Consider the following 21342-nt stretch of genomic DNA (forward strand, 5'->3'; position numbering starts at 1 on the left):
GACATCGAGGCGCCCCGACCGATCGCGCATGCGCTCTCGCACTGAGGCGGCCTCACGCCTCTTCGTACCAGGTGTCCTTGTCCAGCATCACGCGGTGGTGGCCCTGCCCCGCCGGAATCATCGGAAAGCAGTTCTCCTGCGCCGCCACTTGCACGTCGAGGAAGAAAGGACCAGGGCAGGCCAGGCATTCGGCCAGTGCATCGGGCAGCTCGGCCGGATCGGCCACACGCCGCGCCCCCCAGCCGAAGGCCCGGGCCAGCGCGACGAAGTCGGGCAGCGCCTCGTTCCAGCTGTGGCTCAGCCGGTTGCCGTGGTTGAGCTCCTGCCACTGGCGCACCATCCCCATGTAGCCGTTGTTGCAGAGCACCAGCTTGACCGGCGCACGATGCTGCACAGCGGTGGAGAGCTCCTGGATGTTCATCAGCACCGACGCGTCGCCGCTCACGCAGACCGTGAGCGCCCCGGGGTGCGCGATCTGCGCGCCGATCGCGGCGGGCAAGCCGTAGCCCATGGTGCCGGCGCCGCCCGAGGTCAGCCAGCGGCGGGGACGCTCGAAGCGCAGGTATTGCGCGGCCCACATCTGGTGCTGGCCCACATCGGTGGAGACGATGGCATCGCGGCCCGAGAGCGCCTGTTGCAGTGAGACCATCAGATGTTGCGGCAGGATGGTGTCGGGACGCGGCGCGAAATCCAGGCAGCGCCGCGCGCGCCAGCCCTCGATGCGCCGCCACCAGGGCGCGAGGCGCCCGGGCGCCAACTCGTCGAGCGCGGGCATGCCGAGCAGCGCGTCCAGCACCGCGCCGCAGTTGCCGACCATCGGCACGTCGACCTTGACCACCTTGTCGATGCTCGCTGGATCGATGTCGATGTGGATCTTGCGCGCCTGCGGGCAGAACTCGGCCAGCTTGCCGGTCACGCGGTCGTCGAAGCGGGCGCCGACGCAGAGCACCAGGTCGGCTTCGTGCATGGCCAGGTTGGCCTGCAGCGTGCCGTGCATCCCCAGCATGCCGAGGAAGCGCGGGTCGGAGGCCGGGAAGGCGCCCAGGCCCATCAGCGTCAGTGTGCAGGGCGCGTCGAGGCGGCGCGCCAGCGTCGTGAAAGCCTCGCAGGCGGCCGGCCCGGCGTTGACCAGGCCGCCGCCGCCGTAGAGCACCGGCCGGCGCGCGGTGGACAGCAGGTCGGCCGCGCGCGCCAGGCTGGCTCGCGGCAGCCGGGCATCGGCGCCGCTGCGGTACCGACGCGCCGTCGCGGCGTCGACGGCGTCGTGGCCGAGCAGCGCCTGCTGCACATCCTTGGGCACATCGAGCAGCACCGGCCCCGGCCGGCCACCGGCGGCGATTTCCAGCGCGAGGCGGATGCGGGACGGGATCTCGTCCGCCGTGCGCAGCTGATGGTTCCATTTGGTCACCGGCCGCGACATGCCCAGCGCATCGCTTTCCTGGAAGGCATCGGTGCCGATCACCGCCGTCGCGACCTGGCCGCTGATGCACAGGATCGGCACCGAATCGCTGATCGCGTCGAGCAGTCCGGTCATCGTGTTGCCGACGCCTGGGCCCGAAGTGACAAGCACAACGCCGACCCGGCCGGTGCTGCGCGCATAACCCTCCGCCGCATGCACGGCGGCCTGCTCGTGCCGCACCAGCACATGGCGCAGCCGCGGCTCGCCGAAGAGTGCGTCATAGAGGGGCAGCGCCGCGCCGCCAGGGTAGCCGAAGATCGTGTCGACACCGCACTCGACCAGCGTCTGGAGCAGCGCCTGGGCGCCGTTGCGCAACGAGAGAAGCGCCGGCATGGGAACAAGGTTTTGCATGCGTCGATTCTTCAGCCTTTGCTGCAGAATGTGCTTCGTTTATTGGAATCATTCGGCGGTTCGCTTGAATATCAATCGCAAAAAGACAGGAAATAACGAAGAACTTTTTGACAAGATCGACCTGGCGATCCTGCGCGTGCTGCTGCACGACTCCCGCAAGACGCTGCAGGAGATCGGGGCCGAGGTCGGCCTGGCGGCCACCAGTTGCTGGAGCCGCATCAAGAAGCTGGAGGCCAGCGGCGTGATCAAGCGCTACACGGTGGATGTCGATGCGGCCAAGCTGGGCTACCAGGACTCCGTGATCGTGCAGCTCACGCTGGAGAGCCACAGCGACGAGACGCTGTACGAGTTCGGCCGCGTGTTGGCCAGCATCCCGGAGATCCAGGAGGCCTACCTGGTGTCAGGCGACTACGACTACTACATCCGCATCGCGGTGCGCGACACTCGCGACTACGAGCGGCTGCTGCGCGAGAGGCTCTACAAGATTCCCGGCATCCGCCACAGCCAGTCGCACTTCGTGCTGCGCGTGCTGAAGGAAGCCAGCGCGCCCCTGATCTGAAGGTCGGCACACGCTGGCGCCGCACCGCATTCGGAGAATGCGGCCCGGTGCGCCATGAGAGATGCGGGGATCAACTGGGCTGGAGCGGCGCTTCCGGCGACTGCGGACCTTGAGCGGGTTCCTGCTGGTGTTGTTGTTGATGCGGGTGCTGCGGCATACCGACCGCGGCCAGGCCGCGCCCTGCTATGCCCTTGACCAGGTGCCGCGGGAGGTGATGCGCCTTGGCGAGCAAGGCCAAGGCTTCGCTGCGCGCCGGCTCGCAGGCCGGCAGCAACTTCTGCAATGAACTCATCGTGGTCGTCCTTGCGCCGGAGAAACGGAAACCCTGGCTCTGCGTCGTGGCGCCGCAGGCTTTTCATCGCGTAAAGGAGAGGCGGTCCCGGCACGGCCGCGGCGCATTATGTGCATGCCCCTGGCCGGCGCGCCAGTCAATAGGCCTGCTGCCGACAATCTCTTTAAGGTGCGCCGCCACGGCACGAGCGCCCTGTAACGAAAAAGCCCTGGCTGTTGCCAGCCAGGGCAAGAAGGTCGGTGGTCGACCTTGGAGAAGGGATGGTGGGTTGGGTTCCGGACCTGCCCCAAGGTTCCCGATCGCGAAGATGGATCGGCGGTGCTTGGCGGCCCTGGATGGCCAGCCGGCGAAGGTCACGCCAGAGCCGTGGCCTCCACCTCGACCTTGAATCCGAAGTGCAGCGGCCCGGTCGGCACGACCGCCCTCGCAGGACGGGAGGGTCCGGCCCATCGCCCATACAACTTGTCGAACGCCGGCCAGTTGGCGATGTCGTCGAGATAGACCCGGACCTGCAGCAGCCGGTCGATGCCCGAACCTGCCGCCAGCAGGGCAGCCTGCACGTTCGCCAGCGTCTGGACCACCTGCTTTTCGAAACCCGCATTGATCAGGCGCTCGCCACCCGGCGTGATTGGCAACTGCCCGGCGATGAACACCAGGCCGCCGCCCACGGCAGCATGGCTGTAGTGCCCCCCTGGCCTGACAAGCGCAGGCACCGTGACATGGACGGGGCCGGACATGCGCTTCGGTTGGGCCGGGTCTTCACCAGCCATGGAAACGCTCCCAGGGCTGCACGGTGCCATCCGCGGCCAGCGCCTCGTAGGCGGGAAACTGCGCGCCGGTGGCGCAGGCATGGTTGGGCAGTATCCGCAGCCGGGTCCCGGCCGGGAAGCGCGCCACGATGTCCGCGTCCGCCGAGCCCTCTCGCGACAGGATGCCGTGCTCCTGGTTGGCTGCCGAAAGCAGGTAGCCGTCTAGCGGCACCCCGTCTACGGTGCATACCTGGCCATAGCCGTAGTCGCGCTCCTGCTTGGCCGTGCCCAGGTCGCGGCTCATGGCCATCCAGCCGGCATCGACGATGGCCCAGCCCTTGTCCGCCTGGTGTCCAATGACCGTGGTGAGCACGCTCAGCGCGATGTCTTCGGTGCTGCAGACGCCCACGTTGCGCATCACGAGGTCGAAGAATACATAGACCCCGGCACGCAGTTCGGTGACGCCCTCGAGCGACGCCGCTTGCAACGCGGTGGGCGTGGATCCGACCGACACGATGGGGCACTGCAGGCCCGCCGCGCGCAGGCGTTCCGCGGCCAGGACGCAGCCGGCGCGTTCCTGCTCGGCAAGGGCGGCAAGGGCCTCTGGCGTGCGCAGTTCATAGCTGGAGCCGGCATGCGTCAGCACGCCGGCCAGGCGCATGCCGCCCTCGTGCAGCACGCGGCCCACCTCGAGGAGGACGTCCTCGGCTGGCTTGATGCCGGAGCGGTGGCCATCGGTGTCGATTTCGATGAGCACCTCGAAGACGTGGCCATGCTCGCGGCCATATTCGGCGATGGCCCGTGCGCCCTCGACGCTGTCGGTCAGGATCTGCAGCGCACAGCCGCGCTGGCGCAGGTCCAGCGCATGCGGGAGGCGGTGCGGCGCCATGCCGACGGCATAGAGGATGTCGCTCACGCCTCGGCCGAAGAACTCATCGGCCTCTTTCAGCGTCGACACCGTGATGCCCGCCGCGCCGGCGTCGAGCTGGGCGGCGACCACATTGGCGCATTTGCTGGTCTTCACGTGCGGGCGAAAGCGCACGCCCAGTGCGTTGGCCCGCTGCTGCATGCGGGTGATGTTCCGTTGCATGCGCTGCAGCGACACGATGGCTGCCGGCGTGTCGATGTTGGCGAGATTTCTTGGGTTGTTCTGCATAAGCTTGCTCAAGTCAGTCCAGGTATTCGCCCTTGGCCTTGAGGGCCGGCACGTCGTCGCGGATGCCACGCGCAATGAGCGCGGCGACGGCTGCGGGCGTTGCATCGGCAGGTGCGGGCAGCTCGACGCCCAAGCCCTCCATCTGCTTGCGCAGAGCCGGATCGGCGACCGCCTGCTGCAACGCGCTCGTCAACGTCGCGAGCACGGGCTGCGGCGTGCCACGTGGAGCGAAGAAGGCGTTCCAGGAACGCACATCCAGGGGATGACCCGCTTCCGTCGCGGTGCCGACATGAGGCAGCTGCTTCAGGCGCGCACCGGACAGTACCGCGATGGCCTTGATGCGCCCACCTGCGATCTGCGGCAGTGCGGTGGTGGTCTGATCGCACATGAAATCGGTCTGGCCACCCATCAGGTCGTTGACCGCGGGCGCGACGCCCTTGTAGGGCACGTGGGTGACGTTCCGGGCCATGGAAGACAGCAACAGCACACAGCCGTAGTGCGATATGGACCCTACACCGGCGCTGCCGTAGGAGGCCTTGTCCTTGTTCTTAGCCAGCCAGGCGCCGAACTCACGCAGGTTGCTGGCCGGCAGGTCCGCGCGGGCCAGCAGCAGCATCGGTGCTGCGCCTGCGGGACCGATGGGCGCGAAATCGGCGGCGGGGTCATAGGCCAGCTTCTTGTAGAGGGCGATATTGGCGACGTGCGTACCGATACCCCCGAACGAGATGGTGTAGCCATCAGCGGCGGCCTTGGTGGCCTTGGTCAAGCCGATGACCCCATTGGCGCCGCCGAGGTTCTCGATGACGATGGGCTGGCCCAGGGGGCCGGCCATCTTCTGCGCGACGGCGCGGGCCAATGCGTCGCTCGGACCACCGGCCGGGAAAGGAACGATCAGGGTGACCGGGCGGGCCGGAAATGCCTGGGCGATGGCGCCGGGCGCGGCAAACAAGCTGGCACAGAGGGCGGCAAGGCCAGCGGCCAGGCGAAGGAAGCGGATCATGAACAGCTCCTGGAGGTGGTGGGGTTGAATCAGGATGCGGCCGGTTGGAAGCCACGCAGCCATGGCAGCACGCCATCGAGCGTGGGCGCTTCGACCTCGGCCAAGGGCGCGCCTTCGGGCCGAGCCAGCCCGACGCGGTTGTGCCAGTAGGTGCGCAGGCCGACGCTGGCTGTGCCGAACATGTCGTAGCCGGAACCGGCAACGAATGCCGCCTCGGCCGGCTGCACGTCCAATCGCTCCAAGGCAAGCCGGTAGGGTCTCGGATCGGGCTTGTAGAAGCCCGCCTCCTCGGAGGTCACGACCGCATCCCAGCCGATTCCCAAGCGTTCGGCGGCGCGGTGGCCAAGGCGTCGTGAGCAGTTGGTCACCACGGCCAGCTTGCAGTGGGGCTTGAGCGCCTGCAGCAGTTCGCTAGCGCCGCTCCAGGCGGGCAGTTCATCCCAATGCTCGTCCAACGACTGCGGCGCGCTGGCGGGCAACCCGACAGTCGCGGCGGCTTGCCGTACCAGATCTTCGTAGGGCACGTAAGCGCCGCAGCCGTAAGTGAGCCGCAGGTATTCGGCGCGCCAGGCACGGCCCAGATGCTCGGAGCCCGCGGCCGCGTTCCAGACGGTCCACGAATCGAGCAGCGCAGTGAGCAGGTCGAACAGCACGGCCCCGGGATAACGCCCGGCTTTCAGGATGGGAGTCGAAGTGTTTTGCATGGCGATCACTTTAGGCGGGCCAAAGGGTCTTCGTGCTTCACTCTTGAGTCATCAATAGTTAAGCTTTGCTGAATGATGCAGATAGAAGACCTCCGCCTGGCTGCTGCGCTGTTGCGCGAGAGCTCGCTCAGCGCTGCCGCGCGCTCGCTCGGTGTCACACCGCCCGCGCTGTCGATGCGATTGCGCAAACTCGAGGCCTCACTGGGCCTGGTACTGGCCAACCGCACGTCGCGCAAGCTGCACCTGACGTCGGAAGGCGAACGATTCGGACGGGAGGCCTATGAGCTTCTGCTGAAGTTCGATGGCCTGCGCGAATCCCTGCAGCGCGACGACCGGCGCCTGACCGGAACGCTGCGAGTGGCCGCATCCTTCGGCTATGGCCGCACGCAGGTCGCGCCGTTGCTGTCTCGTTTCTCTCGCCTGCATCCAGCCCTTCGGCTGCAACTCGACTTGCGCGAAACCCCGTGGCCCGACAAGCATGATTCCGACGCCGTGGTGCATGTGGGCTCGGTGCGCGACTCGTCGTGGGTGGGCCATACGCTCGCTTCCAACGAGCGGTGGCTGTGCGCAAGCCCGGCGTACCTGCGTGAGCACGGCATGCCCCGCAACCCGGCGGACCTGGCCTACCACGCCTGCATCTGCATCCGCGAGAACGACGAGGACGTGACGCTGTGGCACATGCGGCCTGCGGGCAGCAGCGCCCGCAGGAGCGAGACGCTGCGCATCAATCCGGCATTCGTCACCAACGACGGCAGCGTGGCCCGCCAGTGGGCCGAGGATGGGCTGGGGATCGTGCTGCGCTCTCAATGGGACGCGGCAGAGGCGCTGGCCGCCGGGCGCCTCGAGCGGGTGATGGCAGATTGGGAGTTTGGCGCCGCTCCCGTGGTGGTGCTCGTACCCACGCGTAAGGGACGCAGCGCGCGAGTGCAGGCCCTGGTCAGCTTCCTGGTCGAAGCGGCGGGGCAGCCCCCTGGTGCGGCCGCCACACCGACTTTGGCTGGTCGAGGGCAGGCGGCCCCATTCTGGCGGAGAGTGTGAGATTCGAACTCACGGACGGTTGCCCGTCGGCAGTTTTCAAGACTGCTGGTTTAAACCACTCACCCAACTCTCCGGGCAGCCGGCAATTTTAGCCGCTGGCTTCGCCCGGCCCGTCGCGCTCGACAGCGGCGGGCGCGGGCAGCCAGCCGCGCAGCACCAGGTCCACCACGCCTTCGGCCCAAGCGCGGCGCTCCTCGGGGCCGGCCAGCGGCTTGGAGATGAAGAAGCGCACCCCGCCGAAGGCCAGCGTCGACAGCTGCACCGCGGCCAGTTCGGGATCGGGCACGTGCAGCTTGCCGCCACGATTCGCCTCGGCCAGGTATTCGACCACCGGGGCGAGCACATAGCTGTTCTCGGCGTAGAGCGATTTCGCGAGCTCCGGAAAGCGCACGGCCTCGGCGATCACCAGGCGCAGCAGGGCGAGGGTCTGGGGCTCGGTGGCGCCCAGGTACATGCGCTCGACGAGGTCGAGCAGCACCTGTCTTTCGTCAGCGTCGGAGCGCACGAGCGTGGACTGCATCGTCTCACGGGCGCTGCTCACCGCGCGGTGCACGACCTCGCGGAACAAGGCCTCCTTGTTCTCGAACTGGCGGTAGATGGTGATCTTGGCGACGCCGGCATCGCGCGCGATGGCCTCGATGCTGGTGGCGGCGTAGCCGTGCTCGAGAAAGGATTTCAACGCAGCGCCAAGGAAGGCTTCGCGCAGCGCGGCCGCCTGTTCGGGGCTGGGCCGTCCGCGGGAACGACGCTTGATGACTTCTTCTTCCGGCAAGTTTCGGGTCGGCATGGCAGCGCTGGTGGTCTCAGCTCTCGGGAAGGAAGATGGCCTGCAGGTCACTCAGGAAGTCCAGGCCGCGGGCGGTGGGCCAGACGCGGGCGAGGTCCCGTTCGATCAGACCCTTGCGCTCGGCCTCTTCGAGCCCGCGCTGGATGGCGGTGACGGCCAGCCCCGTGCGTTCGCCGAACTGCGCCAGCGTGAAGCCGTCCTTCAGGCGCAGGGCATTGAGCATGAATTCGAAGGGCAGCTCGGCGATGCCGACCTCCTCGCTCTGCGCGACCGCGCGGGCGGCGAGCGCGTTCTCCATGTAGAGGCGTGGCTCGCGGAAGCGGACCTGCCGCACGATGCGATGCGCAAAGCTCAGCTTGCTGTGCGCGCCGGCGCCGATGCCGAGGTAGTCGCCGAATTGCCAGTAGTTGAGGTTGTGCGCGCACCGGTGGCCGGCACGCGCGTACGCGGAGATCTCGTAGCGTTCCAGCCCGCGCTGCGCGGTGCGCTCGCTGATGCGGTCGAGCATCGCGTAGGCGACGTCGTCCTCCGGCACGCTCGGCGGGAACTTGGCGAAGTAGGTGTTGGGCTCGATCGTGAGGTGGTAGACGGAAAGATGCGGCGGCGCGAGCGCGAGCGCCTGGGTCAGGTCGGCGTCGAGCTCGTCGGGCGTCTGGCCCGGCAGCGCGTACATGAGGTCCAGGTTGAAGGTGTCGAAGGCCTGCGCCGCCTCCTCGACCGCCGCGATGGCCTGGGCGCGGTCATGCACCCGGCCGAGCGCCTCCAGATGCGCATCGTTGAAGCTCTGCACGCCCACCGACAGGCGGGTAACGCCGGCGGCGCGGTAGTCGCGGAAGCGGTCGCGCTCGAAGGTACCGGGATTGGCCTCCAGCGTGATCTCGCACTCGGGCGCCAGCTTGAGCCGGGCCCGCAGGTCGCCCAGCAGGCGGTCGATCGCGGCCGGCGAGAACAGGCTGGGGGTGCCGCCGCCGATGAAGATGCTGTGCACGCTGCGGCCCCACACCAGCGGCAGGGCCGCGTCGAGATCGGCGATCAGCGCGTCCAGGTAGCGCTGCTCTGGCAGCGCCGTCTCGCCGGCATCGCCACGCCACTCGTGCGAGTTGAAGTCGCAGTAGGGGCACTTGCGCAGGCACCAGGGCAGGTGGACGTAGAGCGAGAGCGGCGGCAGCGCCGACAGCTGCAGGGGGCCGGGACGCATCCAGTGCAGTACGTCGTTCGCCCGCTCCGCATCGCCACTGCGCGCCTGCGCGCGCTCGTCGGCGATCGGAATGGGAAGGCTCACAGCCAGCGCTCCCGCATCAGGGCCAGCATGGCGCGCGCCGCCTGGCCGCGATGGCTGTAGGCGTTCTTCAGCTCGGGCGGCAGCTGGGCGAAGGTCTTGCCGAGTTGCGGCAGCCACATCACGGGGTCGAAGCCGAAGCCGTTCTCGCCGATCGGCTCGCGCGTGATCTGGCCCGACGCGCGGCCAATGGCAATCAGCGGCTCGGGGTCCTCGGGGCTGCGCAGTGCCACGAGCGTGCTGACGAGCGCGGCGCGGCGGTCCTCCATGCCGGCCATTTGCTCGAGCAGCGCGCGAACGTTGTTGGCGTCGCCCTTCTCGTAGCCGAAGCGCGTGGCGTAGTAGGCGGTGGCCACGCCGGGCAGCCCGCCGAAAGCCTCGACGCAAAGGCCCGCATCGTCGGCAATTGCCGGCAGGCCGGTGGCCGCCGCTGCGTGCCGCGCCTTGGCCAGCGCGTTTTCGACAAAGGTGACGAAGGGCTCCTCGGCCTCGCCGACGCCCAGCTCAGCCTGGCGCACGAGCTCGACACCGAGCGGCGCGAACAGCTGCTGCAGCTCGGCGAGCTTGCCGGCGTTGTTGGAGGCGAGGACCAGTTTCATCGGCAACCCGCGGATCGCGCCGTCGCCCGATCAGAAGGCCAGCGCCCGCGCCTGCAGCGCGGTCAGCTCGGCGATGCCCTTCTCGGCGAGCAGCAGCAACGCATTCATCTCGTCGCGCGAGAAGGCGGCCCCTTCGGCCGTGCCCTGCACTTCCACGAAATGCCCGGCGCCGGTCATCACCACGTTCATGTCGGTGTCGCAGGCGGCATCTTCGATGTACTCGAGATCGAGCAGCGGCGTGCCTTGCACGATGCCGACGGACACCGCAGCGACGTGGCCCCGGATCGGCGAGGCCGCGAGAGTGCCGGCCGCCAGCAGTTTGGTGACTGCATCCTGCGCCGCCACGAAGGCGCCGGTGATGGCCGCGGTGCGAGTGCCGCCGTCGGCCTGGAGCACGTCGCAGTCGAGATGGATGGTGCGCTCGCCGAGGGCGGCGAGGTCGAAGACGGCGCGCATCGAGCGGCCGATGAGGCGCTGGATCTCCTGCGTACGGCCACTCTGCTTGCCGCGCGCGGCCTCGCGATCGCTGCGGGTGTGGGTGGCGCGCGGGAGCATGCCGTACTCGGCCGTGACCCAGCCCTCGCCGCTGCCGCGCTTGTGCGGCGGCACCTTTTCCTCGACCGAGGCGGTGCAGAGCACGCGCGTCTGGCCGAACTCGATCAGCACCGAACCCTCGGCATGGATGGTGAAACCGCGCGTGATACGCACGGGACGCAGCTGGTCAGCGGCACGGTCGCCGCTTCGTACGAAAACTGTCATGTCAACCCAGGAAAAAGAGAACGGATCAGGGCTTGCGTGCGGCGGAGGAGCGCTTGATGGCTTCGTTGATCTCGGCGATCGAACGCTCGATGGCGTCATCGTCGAGATCGTCGAGCTCGCTGTCGGAGGGCATACCCGCCTGGATGGTGGAGGCGAAGACGCCATCGCTGATGCTGTCGGTGGATACGCCCCGGGTCTGGCCCGTCGCATCCGGCGTTTCCCATTCGAGCGCGATCAGCGTAACGTTGTCGCTGTGGGAACCGCCGTTGCGCAAGGCCATTTCGGCGAGATCGGGTGCAGCGTCGGAAACCGGCTTGCCGGAAGACAGCGTGCGCACGATCAGGCTCTCGTCCAGCACGCTCCACAGGCCGTCGGAGCACAGCATGATGCGGTCGCCCCGCTGCAGTTGCAGCGGGGCAGAGATGTCGAACAAGGGCGTGGTCGGCGACCCCAGGCATGTCAGCAGCAGGTTGCGGTTGACGACCTCGGCACCCGTGGTCCCGCCGGTGCGCGGCCGCTCGGCGTGGGAGTGATCGCGCGTGCGCGTCAGCAGCTCGCCGTCGCGAATCACGTAGAGCCGGGAGTCTCCGCAATGGATCCAGGTCGCGGTCGTGCCTTGCAGGACCGCCGCCACCACGGTTGTGCGGGGCGTGTCGAGCATGCCCTTGTTGCCCGCGTAGCGCATGATCTGCTGGTGCGCAGCCATCAACGAAGCCGTGAGGAAGGCCTTCACATCCTTCACCATCGGCCGCGCCTCGCGCTGGTACAGCGCCGCAATGGTCTGCAGCGCCATCTGGGCGGCTACCTCGCCCTCAGGGTGCCCACCCATGCCATCGGCCAGCACGAACAGGCCCGATTCCCGCGTGTAGCAATAGCCCATGCGGTCTTCGTTCTTGAGACGGCCGCCCTTGCGGCTGACCTGGAAGACGGAAAATTTCACAGCGGCCGCCTGGCGGAGTAAACAACGTGGGGGGTCATCATGCCGGACGCGTGGTCGGAGCCGCCGCTTTGGGCAGGCCCTTCTTTTCGAAGGAGCGCATGTTATCGATCGACAGCCGCACCTTCTCGCTCACCGTGAGCTTGGTGTAGCGGCGCTCGCCCTCGCGGCTGAGTTCCTTCTGCAGCGCAAAGACCGATTGCGGGCGCGACAGCGGGTCGAGCGACATGCACCACTCGACCACCTCGATCAGGTTGTCCGAATAGATGCCACGCAGTCGCGAGAGCGACAGGCCGAGCCGATCCTTCTCGATGCGCTGCGGCGCGTCGTTGGGCGGGTAGCCCTGCATGCAGGCATAGATGCACGCGCCGATGGCGTAGATGTCGGTCCAGGGGCCCATCGAGGAATCGCGGCGGTACATCTCGGGCGCCGCGAAGCCGGGGGTGTACATCGGCCGGATGAAGTTGCCCTCCTTGGACAACACCTCGCGCGCGGCGCCGAAGTCGATCATCACGGCGCGGTCGTCATCGGTCACGAAGATGTTGGCAGGCTTGATGTCCAGATGGAGCATCTTGTGCTGATGCACGATTCGCAAGCCGCGCAGGATCTCGTCGAACAGCGAGCGGATGGTGGATTCGCGAAAGACCTTCTGCTTCTTGAGGTCGCGCGCCGTCACGATGAAGTCCTGCAGGGTGGCCCCCTCCAAGTAATTCATGACCATGTAGACGGTCTCGTTCTCGCGGAAGAAGTTGAGCACGCTGACCACCGAGGCATGCGAGATCTGCGCGAGCGAACGCCCTTCCTCGAAAAAGCTCTTGAGCCCCAGGCGGTAAAGCGATAGTTTCTCGGGTGGCACCTGGGGCGCGAGTTCGCCGGTGCCGCGGGTGGCCAGCGAGGACGGGAGGTATTCCTTGATTGCCACTTGCTGGCCACTGTGGTCGACAGCAAGGTAGACCACCCCGAACCCGCCTGCCGAGATGCGGCGCACGACGCGATAGCCGCCAATGACCGTGTCAGGCAACAAGGGCGAAGGTTTGACCTTTGACATAATCCGGGAGTTTCGCCCGAAGGCGGGAGTGCGGCAAGCGAAGGTGGTGCCGTTGTCTCGGGGCGTGCACACCAATTCAAGAGCGAGGCGCGATGCCAGTTTACAGCATGACCGGCTATGCCAGCGGCCAGACCGCCGCGGGCAGCGGTCACCCGGAAGCCGAGCCGCGAACCGCCGGCGCGGGCCGGCTCGGAGTCGAGATCCGCTCGGTCAACAGCCGTTTTCTCGACCTCACATTCAAGCTGCCCGAAGAGCTGCGCCAGCACGAGCCCATGCTGCGCGAGCTGCTGACCGGCCAGCTCAAGCGCGGCAAGGTCGAATTGCGCGCGGCCATCGAGAGCGGCGCCGCAGCGGGCATCGGCGAGCCCTCGACCAAGCTGCTGCAACGGCTCAACGGCCTGCAGGACAGCATCCGCGCCTGGCTGCCCGCCGCGCGCGAACTCAGCGTGGCCGACGTGTTGCGCCTGGCGGCCGGCGACACCACCGCCCGGAGCGATTGGGGCCCGGAGCTTTCCGAGCTGGCGACGAAGACGCTCAAGGGCCTGATGACCGCACGCGAGCGCGAGGGCGCACGGCTGGCCAGGATGCTGCAGGACCACCTGGCCCAGCTGCGCGCCCTTGTGGCGCAGGCGCTGCCGCTGGTTCCCCAACTGGTCGAGCAGCAGCGCAACCGCTTCCTGGAACGTTGGCAGGAAGCCCTGGGGGCGAGCGGCGGCACGCCGCCGGAGGCCGCCCAGGACCGCGCCCTGGCCGAAGCCACGGCCTTCGCGATCCGCATCGACGTCGCGGAAGAACTCACGCGCCTGGGTTCGCACCTGGATGAAATCGAGCGGCTGGTCAAGAAGGGCGGCGAGATCGGCAAGCGCCTCGACTTCCTGATCCAGGAGCTGCATCGCGAAGCCAACACGCTCGGGTCCAAGTCTGCGACGCTGGAGCTCACCCGCATTGGCGTGGACATGAAGGTGCTGGTCGAACAGATGCGCGAGCAAGTGCAGAACATCGAGTGACAGGGAACAGGGAAGGGAACGCGCGAATGGATTACCCCGGCAATATCTTCGTGGTCGCGGCGCCCAGCGGCGCCGGCAAGTCGAGCCTGGTCAAGGCCTTGATGGAGCTCGACTCCGCGGTACAGCCCTCGGTGTCGCACACCACACGGGCACCGCGCGGCCAGGAGAAGCATGGCCGCGAATACTTCTTTGTGCCGCATTCGGAATTCGATGCAATGGTCGCGGCCGATGCCTTCGTCGAGTGGGCCCATGTGCACGGACAGCGCTACGGCACCTCGAAGAAGGCGATCGAGGACCGCATCGCCCAAGGCGCCGACGTGATCCTGGAGATCGACTTTCAAGGGGCGATCCAGATCCGCAAGACCTTTGCCAACGCAGTGATGATCTTCATCCTGCCACCGAGCTGGGAAGAGCTGCGTTCCCGGCTCGAGCGGCGCGGCGAAGACAGCGCCGAGGTGATCGAATTGCGTTTGCGCAATGCCGCCGAGGAGATGGCGCGCGCCAACGAGTTCGACTTCGTTATAATCAACGAGTTATTTGAGCGCGCACTTTTCGACCTGAAGGCGATCGTCCACGCTCAGCGGCTCCGGTATTCCGCACAGCGCCGCGCGCGTGCCGACACTTTCGCCGCCCTGAACATTCCCTGATCCCGATCAGGCCCCCGCCTGTAAGCCGAAAGACCCCATGGCCCGCATCACCGTCGAAGACTGCCTCCAACAAATCCCGAACCGCTTCCAGCTCGTGCTGGCCGCCACCTACCGTGCGCGCATGCTGAGCCAGGGTCACGCGCCGAAGATCGAGAGCAAGAACAAGCCCGGCGTCACGGCCTTGCGGGAGATCGCCGAAGGCAAGATCGGGCTTGAAATGCTCAAGAAAGTCCCCGGCTGAGCTGACGCACACCTGCAACAAATAAGCACCGCAACGCGGTGCTTTTTTATTGCCCAAAGACATCGAGCCAGTCGCCAAGCTAAAGTGACAAGCATGAGCGCGGTTGTCAAGTCCCAGTCAGGTGCCCCCAAGGGCACGCCCCGGCCGAGTCCGGCGGCGCTGAATGCAGCTGCCGCCAGCTTCGCCGCGCTCACCGATCGCCTCGACTACCTGAGCGCCGAGGACGTCGAGCAGGTGCGCCGTGCCTACCGGTTCGCCGACGAGGCCCACCTGGGCCAGCTGCGCAACAGCGGCGAACCCTACATCACCCACCCGATCGCAGTGGCGGCACAGTGTGCGGAATGGAAGCTCGACGCGCAGGCGCTGATGGCCGCCCTGCTGCACGACGCGATCGAGGATTGCGGCGTGACCAAGTCGGAGCTGATCGAGCGCTTCGGCGCTCCCGTCGCCGAACTGGTCGATGGCCTCACCAAGCTGGACAAGCTGCGCTTCAACACGCGCGAGGAGAACCAGGCCGAGTCCTTTCGCAAGATGCTGCTGGCGATGGCGCGCGACGTGCGCGTCATCCTGGTCAAGCTGGCGGACCGCACGCACAACATGCGGACGCTCGAAGATGCCCCGCGCGAGAAATGGGCCCGGATCTCACGCGAGACCCTCGACATCTACGCGCCGATTGCGCATCGGCTCGGGCTCAACCAGACCTACCGCGAACTGCAGGACCTGTCTTTCCGCCACCTGCGTCCCTGGCGCTACGCGATCCTCGCGAAGGCCGTTGCCAAGGCCCGCGGCCGACGCCGCGACCTGATCCAGAAGGTGCAGCAGGAACTGGAAACCGCCTTCGCCGCAGCCAGCATGAGCGTGCGCATCGCGGGCCGCGAAAAGACGCTCTATTCCATCTACCGCAAGATGGAAGAAAAACACCTGAGCTTCGCGCAGGTCACCGACATCTACGGCTTTCGCCTCATCGTCCCGTCGGTGATCGCCTGCTACACCGGGCTGGGCATCCTGCACCAGATGTACAAGCCGCTGCCGGGAAAGTTCAAGGACCACATCGCCATCGCGAAGCTCAACGGCTACCAGTCGCTGCACACCACGCTGGTGGGGCCGGCCGGCGTGAGCGTCGAATTCCAGCTGCGTACCGAGGCCATGCACGTGGTGGCCGAGTCCGGGGTGGCGGCCCATTGGCTCTACAAGGCGGCCGAGCCGAGCACGGCAACGGGCGACCGCCTTGGAACCAAGTGGCTGCAGTCCCTGCTCGACATCCAGGACGAGACGCGCGACGCGGCCGAGTTCTGGGACCACGTCAAGGTCGATCTCTTCCCCGACGCGGTCTACGTCTTCACGCCCAAGAGCCAGATCCTGGCGTTGCCGCGCGGCGCGACGGTGGTCGACTTCGCCTATGCCATTCACAGCAACATCGGCGACCACACTTCGGCAGCGCGCATCAACGGCGATCAGGTTCCGCTGCGCACCGAGCTCAAGAACGGCGACGTCGTAGAGGTCATCACCGCACCCGTATCGACACCCAACCCGGCATGGCTGGGTTTCGTGCGCACCGGCCGGGCGCGCTCGAAGATTCGCCACTACCTCAAGACCCTCGCGCACGCCGAGTCGGAAGGACTGGGTGAAAAGCTGCTGGCGCAGGCCCTGCGCGCCGAGGGCCTCGGGAACCTGCCGGAGGATGACGAGGAGCACCAGCAGATCTGGGAAAAGCTCCTGCGCTTCACCGGCAACCGTACCCGCTCGGAACTGCTGACCGACATCGGGTTGGGCAAGCGCATCGCCACCATCGTCGCCAAGCGGCTGATGGCGCTCTTGGCCGAACGCGGCGAAAAGCCCGACGCATTGATGCTGAGCCGCGAGCGCTTCACTGCGCACGAGGCCGTTTCCCAAGGCGCCGTCACGCTGGACGGCAGCGAGAATTCCTCGGTGCGCTTCGCGCTGTGCTGCCGGCCCATTCCCGACGACCCGATCGTGGGCTATCTCGGCCACGGCGAAGGCCTGGTGGTGCATACCGAAGCTTGCGGCGTCGGGCAGCGACTGCGCCACAAGGACAGCGAACGCTTTTTTGCCGTCGAATGGGCGGACGAGCCGGTGCGAACTTTCGAGACCGGCGTCGTCATTACCGTGCGCAACGACAAGGGCGTGCTGGCGCGCGTCGCGGCCACGCTGGCGGATGCCGAGGCGGACATCACGCACGTGGAGATGGCCGACGAGACGCCGCAGGACTCCACCGACCTGCGCTTCGTGATCGCGGTGCGCGATCGCACCCACCTCGAGGCCGTGCTGCGGGCAGCCCGACGCACTCCCTCCGTGCTCGCTGCGGCGCGAACCGTTCCGGCGCCCTGAGGCTCAGCCCGCCGCGGACGATGGCGGCGGATAGCTGACTGACAGCACCTCGATCTCGTGGTCGCCCCCGGGGGTCGCGAGCTTGACCACATCGCCTTCACGCGCTTTCAGCAGCACCCTGGCGATCGGGGAAATCCAGCTCACCTGCCCGCGCGCGCTTTCGGCTTCATCGATTCCCATGATGGTCACCTCCCGCTCATCGCCGGTCTCGTCCGCATAGCGAACGGTGGCACCGAAGAAGACCTGGTCGCGGCCACGATGCACCGAGGGGTCCGTGACCTCGGCCACCTCGAGCCGCTTGGTCAGGAAGCGGATTCGCCGGTCGATCTCGCGCAAGCGCTTCTTCCCATAAAGGTAGTCGCCGTTCTCGGATCGATCTCCATTCTTGGCCGCCCAATGAACAGCCTCGACCACCTTGGGCCGCTCGACGTCCATCAGTTCGAGCAACTCGTCGCGCAGCCGCGCATAGCCTTGCGGGGTGATGTAGTTCTTGCCTCCGACGGGGAGCGGCGGCATGCCGGCGGTGCCGTCATCGTCATCGCCTGCGTCGTTCTCTTTGGTGAATGCCTTGCTCATGGCCAGAAGCTCCAAGGCGAAAGACCCTGCAACTCTCGTTGCAGGCCTTCTTGATGGTAGTACCGCTGAACTCAAATCCCACGCGCCCTTGGCGCAGGCAGTCCCGCACTCGTGGTGCGCTGATTCTATTGACCAGGGTCGGTAGCCTGCCCGTCAGCGCTTGCGTCCTTCGCCGGTAGGCGTATTTGCCGGGCCGGAGGTTTTCAGCACCTGCACGCACCCAGGCACCACGCAAAGAAAAACGGCTTAGAGGGGTGAGCCTCTAAGCCGTCGATTCACAGGAAAAAAGTGGTGCGGCTGGCAGGATTCGAACCCACGACCCCTTGGTTCGTAGCCCTGCAGCTGCGAAGGATGTCATTGTAAATCAACGACTTAGGGCGTCCACCCGGTTGGTTGTTGCAGCGATTTGCCTAGGGGCGCAGAGACGAGTCGCGCAAAAGTCGCGCAGCGCGAATACCGGCCTGTCACGCCTGAAGCCTACTCGTTCAGCGGGTGAGTGCTGATCGAGAGGCTCCGGATGAGGCCGCTGCCGTAGTGCAGCTTGTCGAAGCTCATGTGCATGTGGCACTGGCAGCCGGAAATCGCCAGTCGGGAGGCGAAGGCATATTCTTCGGGACCGAGATCTACCACAGCGGTTATCTCTTTTTTGGCCCCAACGACGGAGCCGATCGCGGATGCTTCCTTGAGGCCTTCGCCACCATCAACAAGCATGAGATCGAAACCGGTCACGGTTCCCACTGCTTCAGCAAACGCGCCCTTCGCATGAAGGTAGTAGCGTCCGTCGCGAGTCATTCGGTGCCTGCCGTCGCTGGCGTGAACGAACAAGGCCATTTCCCACTGGCTGACCACCCCCTCGCGGCGTAGGAGCTCTCGCTTCTTGGTCTTGCGCTTGGTTGCCATGACTTCCTCTTTCGTTTGGTAAGCGAAGCAGTCTGCCGACACCCAAAAAATCCAGGAAGCATGGATGGATAATCAACAGCTAAGGTCCGTCTGGCGGGAGGTCTTGCTTCGGCACCGGTTAGGTTTTGTTGGAGAGAGGAAAAATGAAAATGCCTTGGAACGCCCTGCTGCCGCTCGCCGGCTGCGCGAGCGAGCGCACCAACGAATCTATGGCTGACCCATACAGGTTCTTTGCTGGCGTGCATGGGCATGCTTCTCCCGCGGGTCTTGTTGGTCAACTTGGCGCGCGCGCGTGAAGCGCTGGAGGCCAAATAGTGCCGGATGCCGGACTGTTCTTCATGTTCCTGTACTGGGCTTGCCCAGTCGTTTCAGCCTGGGTCTTGTGGAATTTTCACTGGAAGATCAAAAGCGAATGGGCACGGGTGGCCGCGTTTTTTGCCCTTTCCTGCGTCTTGATCGCGGCGCTCTGGCTACTTGGCGTCCCCTACCCCACGACTGATTGAACACCTAGACGTTCACAGGTCCATTCGCATCATCGCTTGAACCTCTCGGCCGGCGCCGCGCTCTAGCACTTCTGCAGAGCCCGTTGCCCTGCCTGATCTAACAGTACCGCGACAGGTCCACTCGCGCGAAAGTGGCCCGCATGAGACCGTCGCCCCTCCCCACAGCTGATCTGCCCTTTGTACCGCCATCGGCCAAGCCCACCCCGCGGGGAAGATCGGCGCCGACGCGCAACGCTACTGTCTCTATGGTCGGTGCAAATGTCCGGGCGTACCGCCTCGCGGCGGGGCTCTCCGGTGCTCAGTTGGCCTTGCGAGCTCGGCTGTCTGACTCGATGCTCTCACGGATCGAGGGAGGCCTCGTTTCCCCGTCTCTTTGCACGCTGACCAAGGTCGCAGCGGCGCTGGGGCTGCCCATGTCAGCCCTGCTCGACCAAGAGGTGGAGTTCTGGGCCTGGTGGGCAGCCCGGCCTACCGGGTGGCGACAGGCTGCGGCAAACACCCCTACCCTTCGGCAAAACGGTGGCAAGCCGCGCGCGGCCTACCTGATCAAACCCCTGTAAGCCCCGCCCGCGGGGGCCTTCCAGATCGGCCGCTGAGGTCGGCTTGAACCTGGCAAAGCGAAGAGGTGATGTTCCTACAAGCGCCCCTGTTCCCGATCGGTCAGTAAAGATCACGAGGACTTGCCGTCCGGGAAGTGGGTACACCTATTCAGATGCCTGACATTCATCCCGTTGCGCCCGCTCAGGAGTGACGCATACTTGATGACAATTGCACTCCTGACCACCGATGAATATCTCTCCGGCGCGCGCAGATGCCGACCCGCCCGTTGCCCCACCCGATTGGACGATCGAGGTGGGATTTGACCAAGTGGGCGAAGGTCGCTATTTTTTTGCGGATGTGAAGCGGTCGGGAATGTTGATGTTTCGGATCGGGGTGGGTGGCATAGCCGACGAGGCAAAGGCGAGGAAGCTGTTGGCGGCCAAGGCGCGCGCCTCGATAGATGAATTCCTAATCCGAGAACAACAATACGGTGCTTAACCCGCTCGGGGTCCCCGCGTCCCGCGTAGCGGGGGCGCCTGTTCAGACGACGTTCAGCCTATGGCGCATATGATGCGCAGCTTCTGGGGAGCACCGACCGATGCAGTGGAACCTTCGCGTACTGTATGAGATAAGGCTGCATCGCAGCGAAGAGCTCGAAGGTGACCCGCGGCCAGTGGTGGCCCAATCCCTTTGGCTTCCAGATACGCAGGCCAATCGAAAGATGCTCCAGCAGGCCGCAGAGGAAGGCAACCGCCACTTTGGTGATGCAACACACTGGATAGAAGAGCGCCAGGCATGAAGCCCAGAGCGGCGATGGTGGCGTGACTGGTTGAGGAAGATCGGCCTGTAGACAAGTGGCCCAGCCCGAGCTTTCGCTTCTTGGCTGGGCCTTCGCGCATTTGGGGTGTCTCTTACCGGATCCAGCAAACTCGAAAGCCTACCCTTGCCTACCGAGCCGGTAACCGCATCGGAGGCGTCGTTGCACCTCACAGGACGCCGCATCGAAGATCTAACTTCGTCCGGCGTATACTGTACGTCCATCCAGTACTATCCGCATGTGTTCACGATCGTTTACCGCTGCCGCCGAGAGGGGCAACTGCTTCACCGCGATGATGTCGAGACTGATCCGGCGCACGGTGAACTGCAGGTGTTTCGTAAAGGGATGAAGCGCGTGGCGGTGCTTCTCGGCCAGGACCGGGAAACGTATGTGCTGCCGCTGCTCGACAAGGTGAAGCTCCTCGCGATCAATGAGCGCGGCGTGCTGCTCACCGGCATCGAGATCTATCCCACCCGCGGAGCCAAGGGCACAGGCCCGATGTTCCCGCAGACCTGGTGGTGCGAGCTGAACCCCAAAGGCCGCACGTCGATCGCTGACCCGGCGGAAGCGCGTCGTCGCGAGCGGGAGCGAGAAGCGCGCGAGATCGCTGATTCCCTACTTCGGCGGCCAGTGCGTCGCGGGAAGTACGAGCCCTGAGCCCCTAAGCCCTGCCCCACCACCGCCTATTCGGCGATCTTGCGCACTCCGTCGTCCCTGGGGCCTCCACCGGCGAGGCGAGCAGACGACGCCACACATCCATCTTTGCAATCCGCACTTCGGGCAAGGCGGGTGGCCGGGCCTAGGTAGACGCAGCAAGAAGTAGCCGCCCGCTGTGAAATAGGTCACTGACGAAGGCGTCGTTGGCGCTCATGATGGCGCCATGGTTAGATCACTTGCCCTTCTTTTGACTCCGCTGGTCACGCTAGGTCTTGTGTATGCCTTCGGCATCGGTGCGCTGCTCACATGCTTCGTGCTCGCTTTTCTTACGTTGATGCTCTCAACAGGAAAATTCGAACACGACGCTGCGAAAGAACGTCGCCGCGAC

The 21342-nt window shown here is 66.0% G+C and carries 23 protein-coding genes and 1 tRNA gene; 9 read left to right on the top strand and 15 right to left on the bottom strand.

The features are described from left to right. Positions 1–52: 52 nt before the first annotated feature. On the bottom strand, positions 53–1810 hold the full coding sequence (gene ilvB / locus E5P3_RS24270; protein ID WP_162588284.1) for a biosynthetic-type acetolactate synthase large subunit: 1758 nt from the start codon (positions 1808–1810) through the stop codon (positions 53–55). A gap of 64 nt (positions 1811–1874) precedes the next feature. Here ilvB and E5P3_RS24275 point away from each other — a divergent pair, with 64 nt between their 5' ends. Next, positions 1875–2369, top strand: coding sequence for an Lrp/AsnC family transcriptional regulator (locus E5P3_RS24275; RefSeq protein WP_232073299.1), 495 nt, complete (start codon positions 1875–1877; stop codon positions 2367–2369). A 70-nt stretch (positions 2370–2439) separates the two neighbouring features. Here the strand turns inward: E5P3_RS24275 and E5P3_RS24280 are convergent, their stop codons facing one another. The 5 genes from E5P3_RS24280 to E5P3_RS24300 all read right to left on the bottom strand — a co-directional run bounded on the left by E5P3_RS24280 (position 2440) and on the right by E5P3_RS24300 (position 6270). Continuing rightward, positions 2440–2661, bottom strand: coding sequence for a hypothetical protein (locus tag E5P3_RS24280; protein WP_162584109.1), 222 nt, complete (start codon positions 2659–2661; stop codon positions 2440–2442). A 353-nt stretch (positions 2662–3014) separates the two neighbouring features. Then, a complete protein-coding gene (locus tag E5P3_RS24285) occupies positions 3015–3398 on the bottom strand; it encodes a RidA family protein (RefSeq protein ID WP_162589846.1) in 384 nt (127 codons plus the stop codon). 22 nt (positions 3399–3420) lie between these two features. Continuing rightward, positions 3421–4566 (bottom strand): DSD1 family PLP-dependent enzyme, encoded by a 1146-nt coding sequence (locus E5P3_RS24290; RefSeq protein WP_162588285.1) that lies wholly within the window; start codon positions 4564–4566, stop codon positions 3421–3423. Between the two features lie 13 nt (positions 4567–4579). Continuing rightward, complete coding sequence (locus tag E5P3_RS24295) at positions 4580–5566, bottom strand: tripartite tricarboxylate transporter substrate-binding protein (RefSeq protein WP_162588286.1); 987 nt, start codon at positions 5564–5566, stop codon at positions 4580–4582. A gap of 29 nt (positions 5567–5595) precedes the next feature. Beyond that, complete coding sequence (locus E5P3_RS24300; RefSeq protein ID WP_162588287.1) at positions 5596–6270, bottom strand: HAD family hydrolase; 675 nt, start codon at positions 6268–6270, stop codon at positions 5596–5598. A 72-nt stretch (positions 6271–6342) separates the two neighbouring features. Here E5P3_RS24300 and E5P3_RS24305 point away from each other — a divergent pair, with 72 nt between their 5' ends. Beyond that, entirely contained in the window at positions 6343–7308 is a 966-nt protein-coding gene (locus tag E5P3_RS24305; protein ID WP_162588288.1) for a LysR family transcriptional regulator, read from the top strand. Here E5P3_RS24305 and E5P3_RS24310 read toward each other — a convergent pair. The 7 genes from E5P3_RS24310 to E5P3_RS24340 all read right to left on the bottom strand — a co-directional run bounded on the left by E5P3_RS24310 (position 7294) and on the right by E5P3_RS24340 (position 12717). After that, a tRNA-Ser gene (locus E5P3_RS24310) sits at positions 7294–7381 on the bottom strand. The genes E5P3_RS24305 and E5P3_RS24310 overlap by 15 nt on opposite strands. 15 nt (positions 7382–7396) lie before the next feature. Beyond that, complete coding sequence (locus tag E5P3_RS24315; RefSeq protein WP_162588289.1) at positions 7397–8095, bottom strand: TetR/AcrR family transcriptional regulator; 699 nt, start codon at positions 8093–8095, stop codon at positions 7397–7399. Between the two features lie 16 nt (positions 8096–8111). After that, positions 8112–9293 carry a radical SAM family heme chaperone HemW gene (gene hemW, locus E5P3_RS24320; protein ID WP_232073491.1) on the bottom strand — a complete coding sequence of 394 codons (1182 nt, stop codon included), beginning with the start codon at positions 9291–9293 and terminating at the stop codon, positions 8112–8114. An 80-nt stretch (positions 9294–9373) separates the two neighbouring features. Next, a complete protein-coding gene (gene rdgB / locus E5P3_RS24325) occupies positions 9374–9973 on the bottom strand; it encodes an RdgB/HAM1 family non-canonical purine NTP pyrophosphatase (RefSeq protein ID WP_162588291.1) in 600 nt (199 codons plus the stop codon). Between the two features lie 30 nt (positions 9974–10003). Next, on the bottom strand, positions 10004–10732 hold the full coding sequence (rph, locus tag E5P3_RS24330) for a ribonuclease PH (protein WP_162588292.1): 729 nt from the start codon (positions 10730–10732) through the stop codon (positions 10004–10006). Between the two features lie 25 nt (positions 10733–10757). Next, positions 10758–11672: a PP2C family protein-serine/threonine phosphatase gene (locus tag E5P3_RS24335; RefSeq protein WP_162588293.1), complete on the bottom strand. Its 915-nt coding sequence runs from the start codon at positions 11670–11672 to the stop codon at positions 10758–10760. Between the two features lie 37 nt (positions 11673–11709). After that, positions 11710–12717 (bottom strand): serine/threonine protein kinase, encoded by a 1008-nt coding sequence (locus tag E5P3_RS24340; RefSeq protein WP_068681569.1) that lies wholly within the window; start codon positions 12715–12717, stop codon positions 11710–11712. Positions 12718–12809: 92 nt separating this feature from the next. On the opposite strand from E5P3_RS24340, the gene E5P3_RS24345 reads away from it, so the two are divergent. From E5P3_RS24345 to E5P3_RS24360, 4 genes are all read left to right on the top strand, one after another. Next, positions 12810–13724, top strand: coding sequence for a YicC/YloC family endoribonuclease (locus tag E5P3_RS24345; RefSeq protein WP_162588294.1), 915 nt, complete (start codon positions 12810–12812; stop codon positions 13722–13724). Positions 13725–13750: 26 nt separating this feature from the next. Further along, the gene (gene gmk, locus E5P3_RS24350; RefSeq protein WP_162588295.1) at positions 13751–14371 is read left to right on the top strand and encodes a guanylate kinase; all 621 of its coding nucleotides are present in this window, start codon (positions 13751–13753) and stop codon (positions 14369–14371) included. Between the two features lie 37 nt (positions 14372–14408). Then, positions 14409–14612, top strand: a complete 204-nt coding sequence (gene rpoZ, locus E5P3_RS24355; RefSeq protein ID WP_093162973.1) for a DNA-directed RNA polymerase subunit omega — start codon at positions 14409–14411, stop codon at positions 14610–14612. A gap of 93 nt (positions 14613–14705) precedes the next feature. Beyond that, the gene (locus E5P3_RS24360) at positions 14706–16961 is read left to right on the top strand and encodes a RelA/SpoT family protein (protein ID WP_162588296.1); all 2256 of its coding nucleotides are present in this window, start codon (positions 14706–14708) and stop codon (positions 16959–16961) included. 3 nt (positions 16962–16964) lie between these two features. Here the strand turns inward: E5P3_RS24360 and greB are convergent, their stop codons facing one another. Together greB and E5P3_RS24370 are read right to left on the bottom strand one after the other, a co-directional pair. Beyond that, on the bottom strand, positions 16965–17537 hold the full coding sequence (greB, locus tag E5P3_RS24365; RefSeq protein ID WP_162588297.1) for a transcription elongation factor GreB: 573 nt from the start codon (positions 17535–17537) through the stop codon (positions 16965–16967). A gap of 477 nt (positions 17538–18014) precedes the next feature. Next, the gene (locus E5P3_RS24370; RefSeq protein ID WP_162588298.1) at positions 18015–18437 is read right to left on the bottom strand and encodes a hypothetical protein; all 423 of its coding nucleotides are present in this window, start codon (positions 18435–18437) and stop codon (positions 18015–18017) included. A gap of 748 nt (positions 18438–19185) precedes the next feature. On the opposite strand from E5P3_RS24370, the gene E5P3_RS36500 reads away from it, so the two are divergent. The 3 genes from E5P3_RS36500 (at position 19186) to E5P3_RS24385 (ending at position 20954) form a co-directional block, all read left to right on the top strand. Beyond that, on the top strand, positions 19186–19500 hold the full coding sequence (locus tag E5P3_RS36500) for a helix-turn-helix domain-containing protein (protein ID WP_162588299.1): 315 nt from the start codon (positions 19186–19188) through the stop codon (positions 19498–19500). A 226-nt stretch (positions 19501–19726) separates the two neighbouring features. Beyond that, positions 19727–19978 (top strand): hypothetical protein, encoded by a 252-nt coding sequence (locus tag E5P3_RS24380; protein ID WP_162588300.1) that lies wholly within the window; start codon positions 19727–19729, stop codon positions 19976–19978. 481 nt (positions 19979–20459) lie between these two features. After that, a complete protein-coding gene (locus tag E5P3_RS24385) occupies positions 20460–20954 on the top strand; it encodes a hypothetical protein (protein WP_162588301.1) in 495 nt (164 codons plus the stop codon). The last annotated feature ends 388 nt before the right edge of the window (positions 20955–21342 follow it).

The sequence above is a fragment of the Variovorax sp. RA8 genome (assembly GCF_901827175.1).
GTDB lineage: Bacteria > Pseudomonadota > Gammaproteobacteria > Burkholderiales > Burkholderiaceae_C > Variovorax.

Bases quoted from the DNA above. Each gene is read 5' to 3' on its own strand.
- greB (WP_162588297.1), bottom strand. From the start codon at position 17,537: ATGAGCAAGGCATTCACCAAAGAGAACGACGCAGGCGATGACGATGAC.
- E5P3_RS24290 (WP_162588285.1), bottom strand. From the start codon at position 4,566: ATGCAGAACAACCCAAGAAATCTCGCCAACATCGACACGCCGGCAGCC.
- E5P3_RS36500 (WP_162588299.1), top strand. From the start codon at position 19,186: ATGGTCGGTGCAAATGTCCGGGCGTACCGCCTCGCGGCGGGGCTCTCC.
- hemW (WP_232073491.1), bottom strand. From the start codon at position 9,293: ATGCGTCCCGGCCCCCTGCAGCTGTCGGCGCTGCCGCCGCTCTCGCTC.
- E5P3_RS24370 (WP_162588298.1), bottom strand. From the start codon at position 18,437: ATGGCAACCAAGCGCAAGACCAAGAAGCGAGAGCTCCTACGCCGCGAG.
- E5P3_RS24280 (WP_162584109.1), bottom strand. From the start codon at position 2,661: ATGAGTTCATTGCAGAAGTTGCTGCCGGCCTGCGAGCCGGCGCGCAGC.
- rdgB (WP_162588291.1), bottom strand. From the start codon at position 9,973: ATGAAACTGGTCCTCGCCTCCAACAACGCCGGCAAGCTCGCCGAGCTG.
- E5P3_RS24285 (WP_162589846.1), bottom strand. From the start codon at position 3,398: ATGTCCGGCCCCGTCCATGTCACGGTGCCTGCGCTTGTCAGGCCAGGG.
- rph (WP_162588292.1), bottom strand. From the start codon at position 10,732: ATGACAGTTTTCGTACGAAGCGGCGACCGTGCCGCTGACCAGCTGCGT.
- E5P3_RS24305 (WP_162588288.1), top strand. From the start codon at position 6,343: ATGATGCAGATAGAAGACCTCCGCCTGGCTGCTGCGCTGTTGCGCGAG.
- E5P3_RS24345 (WP_162588294.1), top strand. From the start codon at position 12,810: ATGCCAGTTTACAGCATGACCGGCTATGCCAGCGGCCAGACCGCCGCG.
- rpoZ (WP_093162973.1), top strand. From the start codon at position 14,409: ATGGCCCGCATCACCGTCGAAGACTGCCTCCAACAAATCCCGAACCGC.
- E5P3_RS24340 (WP_068681569.1), bottom strand. From the start codon at position 12,717: ATGTCAAAGGTCAAACCTTCGCCCTTGTTGCCTGACACGGTCATTGGC.
- E5P3_RS24380 (WP_162588300.1), top strand. From the start codon at position 19,727: ATGAATATCTCTCCGGCGCGCGCAGATGCCGACCCGCCCGTTGCCCCA.
- gmk (WP_162588295.1), top strand. From the start codon at position 13,751: ATGGATTACCCCGGCAATATCTTCGTGGTCGCGGCGCCCAGCGGCGCC.
- E5P3_RS24295 (WP_162588286.1), bottom strand. From the start codon at position 5,566: ATGATCCGCTTCCTTCGCCTGGCCGCTGGCCTTGCCGCCCTCTGTGCC.
- E5P3_RS24315 (WP_162588289.1), bottom strand. From the start codon at position 8,095: ATGCCGACCCGAAACTTGCCGGAAGAAGAAGTCATCAAGCGTCGTTCC.
- E5P3_RS24300 (WP_162588287.1), bottom strand. From the start codon at position 6,270: ATGCAAAACACTTCGACTCCCATCCTGAAAGCCGGGCGTTATCCCGGG.
- ilvB (WP_162588284.1), bottom strand. From the start codon at position 1,810: ATGCAAAACCTTGTTCCCATGCCGGCGCTTCTCTCGTTGCGCAACGGC.
- E5P3_RS24360 (WP_162588296.1), top strand. From the start codon at position 14,706: ATGAGCGCGGTTGTCAAGTCCCAGTCAGGTGCCCCCAAGGGCACGCCC.